General features: G+C 73.4%; 14 protein-coding genes. 7 read left to right on the top strand and 7 right to left on the bottom strand.

Annotated features, from left to right (window positions below):
- Positions 1–27: 27 nt before the first annotated feature.
- The 3 genes from ACZ45E_RS09640 to ACZ45E_RS09630 form a co-directional block, all read right to left on the bottom strand.
- Complete coding sequence (locus ACZ45E_RS09640) at positions 28–843, bottom strand: ParB/RepB/Spo0J family partition protein (protein ID WP_468218617.1); 816 nt, start codon at positions 841–843, stop codon at positions 28–30.
- The gene (locus tag ACZ45E_RS09635) at positions 843–1,691 is read right to left on the bottom strand and encodes a nucleotide-binding protein (RefSeq protein ID WP_468218616.1); all 849 of its coding nucleotides are present in this window, start codon (positions 1,689–1,691) and stop codon (positions 843–845) included. The genes ACZ45E_RS09640 and ACZ45E_RS09635 overlap by 1 nt, the downstream gene beginning before the upstream one ends.
- An 85-nt stretch (positions 1,692–1,776) precedes the next feature.
- Complete coding sequence (locus tag ACZ45E_RS09630) at positions 1,777–2,160, bottom strand: ATP-binding protein (protein ID WP_468218615.1); 384 nt, start codon at positions 2,158–2,160, stop codon at positions 1,777–1,779.
- Between the two features lie 112 nt (positions 2,161–2,272).
- On the opposite strand from ACZ45E_RS09630, the gene ACZ45E_RS09625 reads away from it, so the two are divergent.
- Entirely contained in the window at positions 2,273–3,121 is an 849-nt protein-coding gene (locus ACZ45E_RS09625) for a helix-turn-helix domain-containing protein (protein WP_468218613.1), read from the top strand.
- Positions 3,081–3,362 carry a DUF397 domain-containing protein gene (locus tag ACZ45E_RS09620; RefSeq protein ID WP_468218612.1) on the top strand — a complete coding sequence of 94 codons (282 nt, stop codon included), beginning with the start codon at positions 3,081–3,083 and terminating at the stop codon, positions 3,360–3,362. The genes ACZ45E_RS09625 and ACZ45E_RS09620 overlap by 41 nt, the downstream gene beginning before the upstream one ends.
- On the opposite strand, the gene ACZ45E_RS09615 is transcribed toward ACZ45E_RS09620, so the two are convergent.
- Positions 3,331–4,563: an MFS transporter gene (locus tag ACZ45E_RS09615; protein ID WP_468218610.1), complete on the bottom strand. Its 1,233-nt coding sequence runs from the start codon at positions 4,561–4,563 to the stop codon at positions 3,331–3,333. The genes ACZ45E_RS09620 and ACZ45E_RS09615 overlap by 32 nt on opposite strands.
- 83 nt (positions 4,564–4,646) lie before the next feature.
- Here ACZ45E_RS09615 and ACZ45E_RS09610 point away from each other — a divergent pair, with 83 nt between their 5' ends.
- Positions 4,647–5,594: a LysR family transcriptional regulator gene (locus ACZ45E_RS09610; protein WP_468218608.1), complete on the top strand. Its 948-nt coding sequence runs from the start codon at positions 4,647–4,649 to the stop codon at positions 5,592–5,594.
- A gap of 131 nt (positions 5,595–5,725) precedes the next feature.
- A complete protein-coding gene (locus ACZ45E_RS09605) occupies positions 5,726–6,169 on the top strand; it encodes a hypothetical protein (protein WP_468218607.1) in 444 nt (147 codons plus the stop codon).
- 27 nt (positions 6,170–6,196) lie between these two features.
- Here ACZ45E_RS09605 and ACZ45E_RS09600 read toward each other — a convergent pair whose 3' ends face one another.
- Positions 6,197–8,182, bottom strand: a complete 1,986-nt coding sequence (locus ACZ45E_RS09600; RefSeq protein ID WP_468218604.1) for a hypothetical protein — start codon at positions 8,180–8,182, stop codon at positions 6,197–6,199.
- Positions 8,183–8,311: 129 nt separating this feature from the next.
- Positions 8,312–8,722: a bleomycin resistance protein gene (locus ACZ45E_RS09595; RefSeq protein ID WP_468218602.1), complete on the bottom strand. Its 411-nt coding sequence runs from the start codon at positions 8,720–8,722 to the stop codon at positions 8,312–8,314.
- A 111-nt stretch (positions 8,723–8,833) separates the two neighbouring features.
- Here ACZ45E_RS09595 and cbiE point away from each other — a divergent pair, with 111 nt between their 5' ends.
- A complete protein-coding gene (cbiE, locus tag ACZ45E_RS09590) occupies positions 8,834–10,084 on the top strand; it encodes a precorrin-6y C5,15-methyltransferase (decarboxylating) subunit CbiE (protein ID WP_468218600.1) in 1,251 nt (416 codons plus the stop codon).
- Between the two features lie 13 nt (positions 10,085–10,097).
- Positions 10,098–10,847 (top strand): precorrin-4 C(11)-methyltransferase, encoded by a 750-nt coding sequence (gene cobM / locus ACZ45E_RS09585; protein ID WP_468218598.1) that lies wholly within the window; start codon positions 10,098–10,100, stop codon positions 10,845–10,847.
- 80 nt (positions 10,848–10,927) lie between these two features.
- Here cobM and ACZ45E_RS09580 read toward each other — a convergent pair whose 3' ends face one another.
- On the bottom strand, positions 10,928–12,043 hold the full coding sequence (locus ACZ45E_RS09580; protein ID WP_468218596.1) for a cobalt-precorrin-5B (C(1))-methyltransferase: 1,116 nt from the start codon (positions 12,041–12,043) through the stop codon (positions 10,928–10,930).
- Positions 12,044–12,054: 11 nt separating this feature from the next.
- Here ACZ45E_RS09580 and ACZ45E_RS09575 point away from each other — a divergent pair, with 11 nt between their 5' ends.
- The gene (locus ACZ45E_RS09575; RefSeq protein WP_468218594.1) at positions 12,055–12,816 is read left to right on the top strand and encodes a cobalt-precorrin-6A reductase; all 762 of its coding nucleotides are present in this window, start codon (positions 12,055–12,057) and stop codon (positions 12,814–12,816) included.
- Positions 12,817–12,844: the final 28 nt, after the last annotated feature.

Raw genomic sequence — 12,844 nt, 5'->3', positions numbered from 1 at the left:
GGCCAACCGTAAGCGACCGGGGCGGGGTCAGTTGCGCAGCAGTTCCACGACCCGCTCCAGCGTGGCCGGGGCGAGGTGGCGGCGCAGGGCGTCCGCCACGTCCTGCGGGGTGCCCCGGCTGTCGATCCTGATTACGCCGTAATCACGCCCGCGCCCCTCTTTGCGGGCCGCGGGCACCGACGGGCCGGGCAGCTCGCCGTACTGCCCCGGCAGCTGCTGGTCCTCGTGGGGGAGGCGGGCGATGCGCCGGGCGTCCTCGACGGAGACGCGGCCGTCGGCGAGGGCCTCCTGAAGGTCGGCGCGCAGCTTCATCAGGGAGAGCCGCTGCGAGACGAACCCCTGGGTCTTGCCGATACGGGCGGCGACCTGGCGTTGCGAGTAGCCGTAGGTGGTGATCAGGCCCTGGATGGCCTGGGCCTGTTCCAGCTCGGTGAGGTCGTCGCGCTGGACGTTCTCGATGAGCGCGTCCTCGTCGGAGCGGGAGGCGTCGTCGCGGACGAGGACGGGCACCTCGTCGAGGCCGGCCATCTTGGCGGCGGCCAGACGGCGGTGGCCGTGCAGCACGACGTACGCGGCCCTGCCGACCGCCTTCTTGTGGTGCGGGTGGGCGGTGAGGAACACGGCGGCGGGGACGACGCCGAGCGCCTGGAGCACGCCGCGCTCGCGGACGGTCTCGGCGAGGCCGTCCAGGTCGCGCAGTTCGTGGCGCGGGTTGTCCGGGTTCTCGGCGAGGTCGGTGACGGCGACGGTGAGCGGGGTGGTGTCGGGCCTGCGTGGCGCGTCGGGCGTCTGCGGCGCGTCCGCCGCCGAGAGGAGCGAGGACAGGTCGGTGCGGCGCCCCATCAGCGCTTCACCTTCTTCTTCACGTTCTTCTTCGCGGCTGTACGCGGCTTGGGGGCTGTCCGGGGCTTCTCGGCAGCGGGGGGTTTCTCGGCCGCGACGGGTTTCGCGGGCGCGGGCGGCTTCGCGGGTGCCGGGATCGCGGCGAGTCCGACCTCCAGGGCGAGCCGGAAGAAGTCCTCGCGGGCCTGGAGGGCGACCCGGTTGGCGCCGTACTGGGTGACGACCAGGCCGTCCGCGCTGGCCCGGGTGTGCAGCTTGTAGTGGCGTACGACGGCACGGGCCAGCGGCCAGCCCTGCGCCTCGACGAAGGCGCGGGTCTGCTCCAGATCGGCCTTGCCGTCGCGCGGGTCCCAGTTGTTGATGACGACGCGGAACGGCAGGCCACGCGGTTTCACGACCCGTTCCACCGTGCGCTGCGTCGGCTGGAAACCGAGCGGTTCGGGCTCGATGGGGACGATGACGTCGGTGGCGCTGGACAGCACCGCGCGCAGGGCGTCGGCGGCGGCCCCCTTGCCGAGGGGGTCGGCGCCGTCGTTCTCGGTGAGGTCGAGCCAGCCCGGGGTGTCGACGAAGACGTGCTGCACGGACGGGATGCGGGACAGGGCGGCGAGCCCCGCGAGGTCGTTGTGGGCCTGGACGAAGTCGAAGGGCAGTCCCTCGCCGACGCGTTCGGACCACCACACGGCGGAGCCCTGCGGGTCGATGGAGACGGCGACGACGGGCGGGTGCTCGCCGTCCCGCCGGCTGCCGGCGCCGAGGACGTCGGCGGTGACGGCGGCCAGGTTCACGGCGAGCGTGGACTTTCCCACGCCGCCTTTCTGGTTGAGGATCACGTGTACGTGCGCCACGAATGGTCCCTAACTGGTGTGTTCGGGGCGGATGGTCGTGGTCACTGTGACAGCGCGGCGGCGTCCGGGCCCGGTGCACACGCCGTCAGGTGGCCGCCTTCGCGTCGCACTCGAACCACACCGTCTTGCCCGACCCGCTGACATACACGCCCCACCGGTCGGTGACCGCGTCGACGAGCAGCAGTCCCCGGCCGCCCTCGTCCAGCTGGTTCGGCTCCCCCATGACGGGCAGGCGCGGATCCGGGTCCCCGACCTCCACGCGCACCCCGCTGTCCTGCCGCAGGATGAGCAGCGAACAATGCCGTCCCGGTACGTGCCGGACCACGTTGATGAGCAGTTCGGTGACGGCGAGTTCGGCCGCGTCCGTCAGCTCTGCCATGCCCCATTGCCGTAGGTAGATCCGCACGATCCGGCGGATGTGGTGGGCCGAGTGGCTGCCGACGGTGAAGTTCATGGCATGGCAGTTCATGGCAACTCCTGGCCAAGGTGATCGAGTTGAGCTGTTCGCGGTACGAGAGTGCCGGGTCACGGCTACTCTCGGCTACGCATGGAAGCGGACAGTCACTGTCGTTGGGGGAGCCATGGCCAACATCCGGCAACTCGACCCGAGCGCGTCGCCGCTCGACCACTTCGGCTCGGAGTTGCGTCACTGGCGCGAGGCGGCGGGCCTGAGCCAGCCCCAGCTGGGCGCGAAGCTGTTCTGTACCGGGTCCTTGGTGGGCCAGATCGAGACCGCCCACAAGGTCCCGACCCGCGACTTCGCCGAGCGGGTGGACTCCGTCCTGGGGGCGGGTGGGGCGTTCGGGCGGCTCGCCGGGTTGGTGTTGCGGAGTCAGTTGCCGTCCTGGTTCCAGGAGTACGCGGGGCTTGAGGCCAAGGCCGCGTACATCTCGACGTATCAGGCGCAGGTTGTGTACGGGTTGCTTCAGACCGAGGCGTATGCGCGGGCGTCGATCAGCTCGGCGCGGCCGGATCGCCTGGACGAACTCGTGGCAGCTCGGTTGGAACGCCAGCGAATCCTGGAGCAGGAGAGGCCGCCGCAGATCTGGGTGATCCTCGATGAGGCGGTGCTGCACCGCAAAGTCGGCGGCAGTGAGGTCATGTGGGGGCAACTCGCGCGCTTGTTGAGTTTCCGCGACAGTCGGGGCGTGAGCATTCAGGTACTCCCCTTCGAGGTCGGTCAACACACAAGCCTGGCGGGCTCGTTCACGATGATGAGGTTCGAGAGCGACCCGGAAATCGTCTACACCGAGGACTTCGCCCAAGGTCACGCGACCGCCAACCCGGACACATTCAGGGACGGGTCGTTCCGTTACGCTCGCTTGCAGGCTGCTGCCCTCTCCGTAGAGGATTCGGCGGTATTGATCAGCCGCGTAATGGAGGAGCGTTATGGGGACCGCACCGGATCTGATGAACGCGGCTTGGCGTAAGTCGAGTTACAGCGGCAACGAAGGCGGCGAGTGCATTGAATGCGCCCCCCTCAACGGCGCCACCTGGCACAAGTCCAGCTACAGCGGCAACACCGGCGGCGAGTGCCTAGAGGTCGCCACACCCCCCGGAGGCCACCTCGTAGCTCTCCGCGACTCCAAGAACCCCGAAGGCGGCGCCTTCACCATCGCCCCGGCCGCGTTCGACGCGTTCAGGACGGCTGCGGCGCGGGGGACTTTGTAACCCAGGGCCGCAGCAGCACCGGCGTACCCAGCAGAAGAACACCCGCCGCGCCCAGCGCCTCCCGCGTACCGAACGCCGCCGCGAGCCCACCCCACGCCAGAGTCAGCGCAGCGGTCGTCACGCTGCCGGTGATGCTCCACGCCGCGAGGACCCGGGCCACCCGGTCCGACTCGGTCCGCTGGAGGCGCTCCCGTGCCATCACCGGGTTGAAGACGCCGCAGCAGGTGATGAGTCCGAGCTCGACGGTCATGACGACGAGCAGGCCGCCGAGCCCGGGCCCGGTGAACGCGAGACCCACCGGCCAGCACGCCCGCGCCACCCCGCTGACCCACAGCACCCGGCGCGCCCCGTACCGAACGACCAGGCGGGGTGCCAGGCGCGACCCGATGAGGCCGCCGAGGCACGGCACGCTGAACGCGAGGCCGTACTGCCATACGGGGAAGCCGAGTTCGCGGAGCATGAGGACGGCCATCAGCGGGGAACCCACCATGATCAGGGCGTTGTTGAGGGCCGAGTTCAGGAAGAGGGCGCGCAGCTCCCGGTGGCACCACACGTACCGCCAGCCCTCGGCGATCTCCGCCCGGCGGGAGCGGGTGGTGCCGCCCTTGGCGGGGGCCGGCTCGGGGGTGCGGATCGCGCGGACGCCGAGCGCCGACAGGACGTAGGTCAGGGCGTCCCCGACGACCGTCGTCAGCGGTCCGAAGAACCCGATCGCGGCGCCGCCGAGCGGCGGGCCGAGCGCCGTGGCCGTCCACATCGTCGTCTCGAAACGCGCGCTCGCGACAAGGAGGCCGTCCGCCGGGACCAGCGCCTTCAGATGGGCGCCGCTCGCCGCCTTGAAGACGATGTCGGCTGTCGCGACGACCACGGAGACGAGCACCAGCTGGGTGAAGCCCAGGGCGTCGAGGACGTACGCCACCGGCAGCGTGAGCAGCGCCGCGCACCGCACCAGGTCCGCGCCGATCATCGCCGGACGCTTGCGGCGGAACTCCACCCACGGGCCAAGCGGCACCGCGATCAGCGCCCCGGCCGCGAGCCCGGTCGCCGCCAGGAGGGACACCTGCGCCGTACCGCTGTCCAGGACGAGCACCGCGATCAGCGAGAACGCGTCCAGGGCCAGCCAGGTGCCCGCCGTGCTCACCGCGAACGCCGCCCACAACCAGCCGAAATCCCGCCCGAGCCGCATCCGCATCTCCGTCATGACCTGCGATCCAAGCGGTGCGGGCGGGCCCCGGGCAAACAACCGGAGGCCCGTGGTCGTACAACCCGTGGTTGTATGGGGAGGTGGATCTCGAAGCCGTACGCACCTTCGTCACCGTCGCCGACGAGGGCCAGTTCCAGGTGGCCGCGCAGGAGCTCGGCGTCAGCCAGCAGGCCGTCTCCAAGCGGGTCGCCGCCCTGGAGCGGCAGCTCGGCGTGCGGCTGTTCACGCGGGTGCCGAGCGGCGCGCGGCTCACTCTGGACGGGCAGGCGTTCCTGCCGCACGCCAAAGCCGTGCTGCGCGCCCTGGAGAAGGCCGCGGCGTCGGTCCGGCCGGGGCGGCGCCCGCTCCGCGTCGACGTCATGGGCACCCGCGCCATGACCGCGGGGCTCATCCAGGGCTTCCACCGCGCCCACCCCGACGTGCCGCTGGACATCGTCGCCCTCGGCGCCGCGGGGAAGACCGTGCTCGACGCCGTCCGCACGGGGAGCGTCGACGCCGCGTTCTGGGCCCGCCGCGTCCCCGAGGACCAGTTGCCGTCCGGGGTGCGCAGCACGCGGGTGGCCGACGAGCCGATCCTGCTCGTGACCGGCCCCGGCCATCCGCTCGCCGGTGCGGACAGCGTCGCCCCGGCCGGACTCGCCGGGCACCGGATCTGGATGCCGAGCCTGACGCCGGGCACCGAATGGGCCGCGTACTACGCCGAACTGGCCGCGGACTTCGGGCTGTCCATCGACGCGTCAGGGCCCAACTTCGGCACGGACCACCTGCTCCAGACGGTGGCGGACTCGACGACGGTCGCCACGTTCATGGGCCCGCGCACCCCGCTCGCGTACCCCGCGGGCCTGGACCTGCGCACGATCCCCGTCCGCCACCCGGAGCCGGTCTACCCGCACTCCGTGCTGTGGCGCGACGACAACCCGCACCCGGGCCTCACCTCCCTGCGCACCCACCTGACCTCCGGCTACCACCCACCGGCCGGGCCCGAACACTGGCTCCCCGCCTGGGCCAGGACCCCGGCCGCCCGGTGAAGTGACATTTGTACCGGCAGGGTCGGGACAGCCCGCTCTGCCGGGCGGTGCCCTTGTTCCGCGAAGCTCAGTGCTGTCGGAAACGACCACAGGCACAGCCGGGGAACAGACGGAACCAGGGGGCACGGCACATGGGCGCGAACAAGGTGACGGTCGAGCAGGCGCGGCAGATCGCGCGAGGGACGGACTTCCAGGGGCTGCCCGCCTGGTACTTCCCGATCATGGGCTGCCTCGCCGGGGCCTTCGATGTCGCCCGCGCCTTTCCGGCCGTCTACTGGGTGATCCCGGTCGTCCTGGTCCTCAACATCGCGCTGTCGCTGACGGTGCTGCGGACCCGGATGCGCCTGATGAAGGCCCTGTGGAAGAACAAGCGCACCCGGTTCCTCGCCCTCGGCCTGGTCGGCGTCCGGTTCGCGGTGCGGGGTGCACTCGGCGCGGCCGGGTTCGCCCTGGGGGCGGCCGCCGGCGGGCTGTTCATCGGCATCCTGATGGCCGTCCTCGGCACGGTGATGGCGTGGGGCGACCAGTGGCTGGTCCTGCGGACGCTGCGGCGCACCACCGCCACGGCCGCCTGAACAGGAGGGGCGCGGGAACCCGGTGGCCTACTCCACCGGCGGCCGCTCCCCCCGGCGCCTGCGGACGCGGCGCATCCGGAACGCCGCCGCCAGCACGATGAGGACGACGCCCACCGCCACCACGGTGATCGCCCCCGTCGACACCGACGTGACGTCCACTTCGAATGTCATCGGGTCGCCCCACGGCTTGCCGTCGCCGCGCGTGTAGAGCCGGGCGGTGATCCGCGCCTTGCCGTTGGCCTTCGCGGTGACGTCGATGTGGGTGGTGTGGGTCGCGGAGCCCGCCGCCTCCACCGCGAGTTGCGCGTCGTTGACCCGCAGCCGCTCCGAGTCGCTGGAGGAGACCCGGAGTTCGAGCCCCGACACCGGCTGCTGCAAACCGTTGTCGACCGTCACCGGGACCGTCGAGTCGCCGGAGGTGAGGGTGAGCGTCGTCTTCGGGACGAGGCGCAGCGACCCCACGGAGGTGGCCAGGAAGTCGGACGTGCGCTCCTGGAAGGTCTCCTGCGCGGCGTCGTCCCGCGCGCGCCAGGCCGTCGACAGGGAGCGCGCCATGGCCGCGTGCACGGACGCCGTGGTGACCTTCGGGTCGGCCAGCACCTTCGCGAGCGTGGCGAGGCCGTCCAAGTCCTGCGCCACAGCCGTCAGTTGCGCCGGGGTCAGCTCGCCGGAACGCAGCCGCGCGGGGTAGGCCGCGGGCGCCGCCGCCTTGCCCGGCACCGGGTCGTTGTCGGCGGTGCGGATGCCCTCCAGGTCCAGCCAGCCGTCCTCGGTGCCGGAGTCGAGCGCGGCGCCGAGCGCGTGCGCCGCCGTACCTGACAGGTCGCGGGGCGGTACGAGGACGGGGCGGGTGTTCTTCTTGAGGAGCGCGGCGAGCCGGTCGACCGTCGCGGGGTCGGGGGTGTCACCGGCCCCGTCACCGCTCGCGGAACCCGACGGACCGGGGGAGCCCGACGAGCTGGGAGAGCCCGACGGGCTGGGAGAGCCCGACGGGCTGGGACCGGGCGTCGCGGTGGTCGTCGCGGACGGGAAGGGGGAGGGAGTGAGCGACGGGGAGACCTCCGGGTCCGGGCCCGGGTCCTTGATGCGGGCCAGCGCCGTCGTCAGGTTCGCGTCGTAGGGGAGCGCCGTGACCTTGCCGCCGCCCCCGTCTCCGTCCGCGTCCCCGTCCCCGTTTTCGTCCCCGTCGTTCCCGCTCCCGTCTTCGCTCCCGCTCCCGCTCCCGCCGTCGGTGGTGGTGGCCGTGGTGTCGGTGGGGGCGGCGGTTTCGAGCGTCACCGGGTCCTTGCCCGCCGGGCCGAGTCCCGTTCCGGAGGTGAGGAGCCGGGTCACCCCCAACTCCGTACCCAGTTGGGTGATCTCGCTGTCGAGCGCGCCGTCGGCGGGCCAGCCGAGGCCCGGCCGGGTCCCGGTGCCGAGCGCCCGGTCGACCCGTTCCTTCGCGTCGTCCGTGATCCCCGCGACGACCTCCGTCAGATCGTCCGCGTCGGTGCCCGGGTGGTGGGCGAGCGAGGCCAGGTCCGTGTCCGCGTACGGCAGCAGCCACACGTCACGCCCCTCGACCGCGTCCTTCAGCGCGGCCAGCCAGGACCGCGCGACGCTCTGCCCGGTGCCCCGCGTGCTGTCCTGCGGGTTGCTGGAGTCGGCGCTGTCCGCGAGGCGGTAGCCGTTCGCCATCGCCTGCGCGGCGATCACCAGATCCGGGTCGACGACCCAGCTGACCTCACGGCCCTTGCCCGCGTCGACGAGTTCGCGCAGCCGCCCGCCCGCCGCGAACAGGGCGGCCAGCGTGTCGTCGTCGAAGACGGGCTGCGCGCCGGGCCCCGAACCGAGGGCCGCCGCCGTCATGTGCGGGGTCGCCGTGACCGGCCAGACCACGGCCGCGTGCACGGTGTCCGCGTCGCTGTCCGCGTCGGCGGCCCGCGCCGGGGACCCCGGCAGGACCGAGACGCCCAGGGCCCCGAGCACCACGGCGGACACGACCCAGGCCCGCGCCGCCCCGTATCTCGTCATGTCGTCCCGTACCTCCCGCTCGCTGTCACCTGGTGCCGAGGTAACACCGTGCGCGAGGCCGCTCCGGGTACCGCGCGGCCGGGCGGCGCGTCGGGCCCGGCCGTCGCAGGGCCCCCGGCGGGCCCCCGCTCAGCCCTCCGTCGCCTCCAGCCCGGCGCCGATCCTGAGCAGGTTCCCGTCGAGGTCGACCAGGGCGAACTCCCGCATTCCGTACACCGTGTCGTCGGGCTCGACGAGGCGCGGCGTCGCGTACGGGTCGGTGGTCAGACCCGTGGCCCGCCACTCCTCGTACAGCGCGTCCACCACGGGCGCGCCCCCGTCGAGCCGCAGGTACACGGCGTGCGCGGTGGTCAGCGGGTCGGTGTCGGGGGCGTGGAAGAAGTGCAGTTCGGCCTCGTCGCGGAGGAGGATCAGGTAGCCGTCGTCCGGGTGGTGGGCGTCGGCGGTGAAGCCGAGAGCCGCGTAGAAGGCGATGGTCGCCGGCAGGTCGCGGCCCGGCATGATCGGTGCGAGGCGGCCGGTGAGAACGGTGCGGGGCATCGGCCCTCCAGGGGTGTCGGCGGGGGAGCCGATGTCGCCCGATAGAGTGCGGCTCCCGTAACTTCACGTAACCCTCCCGAGCATGACGCACGACGTACGAGGTACCAGGCAGTGACTCCCCCGGCTCCCCCGACTCCCGTCCCGGCCGCGGTGACCGTCGTCGGGATCGGCGCCGACGGCTGGCCCGGTCTGCCGGAGAGCTCGCGCTCCGTCCTGCGGGCCGCGGAGGCGATCGTCGGCGGCCCGCGCCAGCTCGCCCTGGTACCGGAGAGCGAGTGCGCCGGGGAGCGGGTGGCGTGGCCGTCGCCGCTGCGGCCCGCCGTACCGGGGCTGCTCGCCCGCTACGCGGGACGCCGCCTCGCCGTCCTGGCCAGCGGGGACCCCATGTTCTACGGGATCGGCCGGACGCTCACCGAGATCGCGGGCGCCGCCGCCGTACAGGTACTGCCCCACCCCTCCGCCCTCTCCTACGCCTGCGCGCGGCTCGGCTGGCCCGTCGAGGAGACCGACGTCGTCACCCTGGTGGGCCGCCCGGCGGACCGGCTCGCCGCCGCGCTGCACGACGGGCGCCGGATCCTCCTCCTGTCGGCGGGGGCGGACACCCCGGCCGAAGTGGCGGCGCTCCTCACCGACCGGGGCTTCGGACCCAGCCGGCTGACCGTCCTGGAACAGCTCGGCGCGGCGGCCGAGACGTCGTACGGCGGGGTGGCCGAGGAGTGGACGGCCGCGCCGGGCGACCCCCTGAACGTGATCGCGGTCGAGTGCGTACGGGCCGCGGACGCCCTGCGCCTCGGTGCGGCCCCTGGCCTGCCCGACGCCGCGTACGAGAACGACGGGCAGCTCACCAAGCGCCACGTCCGCGCCGCGACCCTCGCCGCGCTCGCGCCCGCCCCCGGGGAACTGCTCTGGGACGTGGGCGGCGGCTCCGGCTCGATCGGCGTGGAATGGCTGCGCACGCACCCCTCGTGCCGTGCGTACGCCGTCGAACGCGACCCGGAGCGGGCCGAGCGGATCGGACGCAACGCCTCCCGGCTCGGGGTGCCGCAACTGACCGTGGTGACGGGCCCCGCGCCGGACACGCTCGCCCAACTCCCCACCCCGGACGCCGTGTTCATCGGCGGCGGACTCACGGCGCCGGGTCTCCTCGACGCCTGCTGGGACGCGCTCCCGGCGGGCGGGCGGCTCGTCGCGAACACCGTGACGCTGGAGTCGGAGGCGTTGCTCGCCACCTGGTACCGGCGCCATGGCGGCGAACTGGTGAAGCTGTCCGTCGCGCACGCGGTGCCGGTCGGCGGGTTCACGGGGTGGCGGCAGGCGATGCCGGTCACGCAGTGGTCGGTGACGAAAACAGCGGAACTCTAGAGGCGGGACAGCCATGACCGTGTACTTCATCGGGGCGGGCCCCGGCGCCGCCGACCTGATCACGGTGCGCGGCGCGCGCACCCTCGCCGCGTGCCGGGTCTGCCTGTACGCGGGCTCCCTCGTCCCGCGCGAACTCCTGGCCGAGTGCCCGCCGGACGCCCGCCTGATCGACACCGCCGACCTCGACCTCGACGCCATCGAACGGGAACTGGTCGCGGCCCACGAGGCGGGCCACGACGTCGCCCGCCTGCACTCGGGCGACCCGTCCGTGTTCAGCGCGGTCGCGGAACAGATGCGCCGCCTCGACGCGCACGGCATCCCGTACGAGGTGGTGCCCGGTGTCCCGGCGTTCGCGGCGGCGGCGGCGGCGCTCAAGCGCGAGCTGACCGTCCCCACGGTCGGCCAGACCGTCATCCTCACCCGCGTCGCGCAGCAGGCCACGCCGATGCCGCCCGGCGAGGACCTGGCCACGCTCGGTGCGAGCGGGGCGCTGCTCGTGCTGCACCTGGGCGCCCGCTATGTCGACCGGATCGTCTCCGAGCTGACCCCGCACTACGGCGCCGACTGCCCGGCGGCGGTGGTGGCGTACGCGAGCCGCCCGGAGGAGCTGGTGCTGCGCGGCACCCTCGGGGACATCGCGGGCCAGGTGAAGTCGGCCGGCATCCTGCGCACGGCGGTGATCCTGGTGGGCCGCACCCTGGCCGCCTCCCAGTTCAGGGACAGCCACCTGTACTCCACGGAGCGCCCCCGGCACACCCCCTGACCCCAGGGGCTCCGCCCCGGCCCCCGCTCCTCGATCGCCGGAGGGGCTCGATGTCGGCCCGCGGACGGGGTACTTCCTGTTCAGGTTCGGCCGACCACGTTTCCGGCGCGGTCGATGCAGATGACGTCCACCGCGACCGGTGCCCCGCGCAGCACGAGCAGGGCCTGGTCCCGGGCCTCCGCGGCGACCAGGTCACCCAGGGGGACGCCCGCCGCCGCGCACAACTGGAGCGCGGCGAGCCCCGTGTTGGCGGCCGAGACCTGGGCCGCCAGGTCCGGGCCCGCACCACCCCGCACGGCCAGCTCCGCGAGGAACCCCTTGTCGACCTGGGAGCGGCCCGAGTGCAGGTCCAGGTGGCCCGCCGCCAGCTTGGAGAGCTTCGCGAAGCCGCCGCAGATCGTGAGGCGGTCCACCGGATGCCGCCGGACGTACTTCAGGACGGCGCCCGCGAAGTCACCCATGTCCAGCAACGCGTCCTCGGGCAGGCCGTGTTCGCGTACGACCGTCTTCTCCGACGTGGACCCGGTGCACCCGGCGAGGTGCGTACGGCCCGCCGCCCTGGCCACGTCCACGCCGCGCCGGATCGAGTCGATCCACGCCGAGCAGGAGTACGGCACGACGATGCCCGTCGTGCCGAGGACCGACAGACCGCCGAGAATGCCCAGGCGCGGGTTCCAGGTGGAGCGGGCGATCTCCTCACCGTGGTCGATGGAGACCGTGACCTCCACGTCGCCGGTGCCGCCGCAGGCCGCCGCGACCCGCGCCACGTGCTCCCGGATCATCTGCCGCGGCACCGGATTGATCGCGGGCTCCCCCACGTCGAGCGGCAGCCCCGGCCGGGTGACGGTGCCGACCCCCGGGCCCGCCCGGAAGACCACACCCGACCCGGCGGGCAGCGCCCGCACCGTGGCCCGCACCAGCGCCCCGTGCGTGACGTCCGGGTCGTCGCCCGCGTCCTTCACCACCCCCGCCGTCGCCGACTCCCCGTCGCGGGACTCGACGGCCAGCGCGAACGCCGGGGTCTGGCCCTTCGGGAGGGTGATCGTCACCGGGTCGGGGAACGCGCCGGAGAGCAGCGCCGTATACGCGGCGGTCGTCGCCGCCGTCGCACAGGCCCCGGTCGTCCAGCCGGGCCGCAGACCGGTGTGCTTGAGTTGGGCGCCGCGCCCGCCCTTCGCCTCAGGCATGTCACCCATGGAGCTCCCCGATGCACGTACTCGTCCTCGGCGGCACGACCGAGGCCCGGCGCCTCGCCGGGACCCTGCACGCACCGGACGGGCCCCGCGTCACCAGCTCGCTCGCGGGCCGCGTCGCCGCGCCGCGGCTGCCGCCCGGCGAGGTGCGGATCGGCGGGTTCGGCGGGGCGGCGGGCCTGGCGGCCTGGCTGCGCGAGCACGCGGTGAACGCGGTCATCGACGCCACACATCCCTTCGCCGAGACGATCAGTTTCAACGCGGCCGAGGCGGCCGCCGCCACCCATGTTCCCCTGCTGGCGCTGCGCCGGCCCGGCTGGGTCCCGGGCGCGGGCGACGACTGGCGTGAGGTCACCTCGCTGGCCGGGGCGGCGCGGGCCGTACGGACCGTACGAGGACCGGGTCGGCGGGTGTTCCTCACCACGGGCCGGATGGGGCTCGCCGCGTTCGCCCACATCGACGACGCCTGCTTCCTCGTACGCTCCGTCGACGCGCCCGAGCCGCCGTGCCCGCCGCACATGGAGCTGCTGCTCGACCGGGGCCCGTTCACCCTCGACGGCGAACGGGAGATCCTCGCCCGCCACCGCATCGACGTGCTGGTGACGAAGGACAGCGGCGGCGCCGCGACCGCCCCCAAACTGACGGCGGCACGGGAGGCGGGCCTCCCCGTGATCATGGTGCGCCGCCCGCAGGTCCCGGGCGGCGTGCCGGTGGCGACCACCGTCGAGGAGGCGGCGGCATGGGTGCGGACACTGTCCGACGCCGCCGCTGGATAGGGCCCGTACGGGTTCAGGCGGTGTCCGG

This window comes from Streptomyces sp. NPDC030991 (genome assembly GCF_055571235.1).
The sequence above is the reverse complement of the archived record's forward strand: the minus strand, read 5'-3'. Positions and strand labels throughout refer to the sequence as shown.

Bases quoted from the DNA above. Each gene is read 5' to 3' on its own strand.
- ACZ45E_RS09640 (WP_468218617.1), bottom strand. From the start codon at position 843: ATGGGGCGCCGCACCGACCTGTCCTCGCTCCTCTCGGCGGCGGACGCG.
- ACZ45E_RS09630 (WP_468218615.1), bottom strand. From the start codon at position 2,160: ATGAACTGCCATGCCATGAACTTCACCGTCGGCAGCCACTCGGCCCAC.
- ACZ45E_RS09625 (WP_468218613.1), top strand. From the start codon at position 2,273: ATGGCCAACATCCGGCAACTCGACCCGAGCGCGTCGCCGCTCGACCAC.
- ACZ45E_RS09620 (WP_468218612.1), top strand. From the start codon at position 3,081: ATGGGGACCGCACCGGATCTGATGAACGCGGCTTGGCGTAAGTCGAGT.
- ACZ45E_RS09615 (WP_468218610.1), bottom strand. From the start codon at position 4,563: ATGACGGAGATGCGGATGCGGCTCGGGCGGGATTTCGGCTGGTTGTGG.
- ACZ45E_RS09605 (WP_468218607.1), top strand. From the start codon at position 5,726: ATGGGCGCGAACAAGGTGACGGTCGAGCAGGCGCGGCAGATCGCGCGA.
- ACZ45E_RS09600 (WP_468218604.1), bottom strand. From the start codon at position 8,182: ATGACGAGATACGGGGCGGCGCGGGCCTGGGTCGTGTCCGCCGTGGTG.
- ACZ45E_RS09595 (WP_468218602.1), bottom strand. From the start codon at position 8,722: ATGCCCCGCACCGTTCTCACCGGCCGCCTCGCACCGATCATGCCGGGC.
- cobM (WP_468218598.1), top strand. From the start codon at position 10,098: ATGACCGTGTACTTCATCGGGGCGGGCCCCGGCGCCGCCGACCTGATC.
- ACZ45E_RS09580 (WP_468218596.1), bottom strand. From the start codon at position 12,043: ATGGGTGACATGCCTGAGGCGAAGGGCGGGCGCGGCGCCCAACTCAAG.
- ACZ45E_RS09575 (WP_468218594.1), top strand. From the start codon at position 12,055: ATGCACGTACTCGTCCTCGGCGGCACGACCGAGGCCCGGCGCCTCGCC.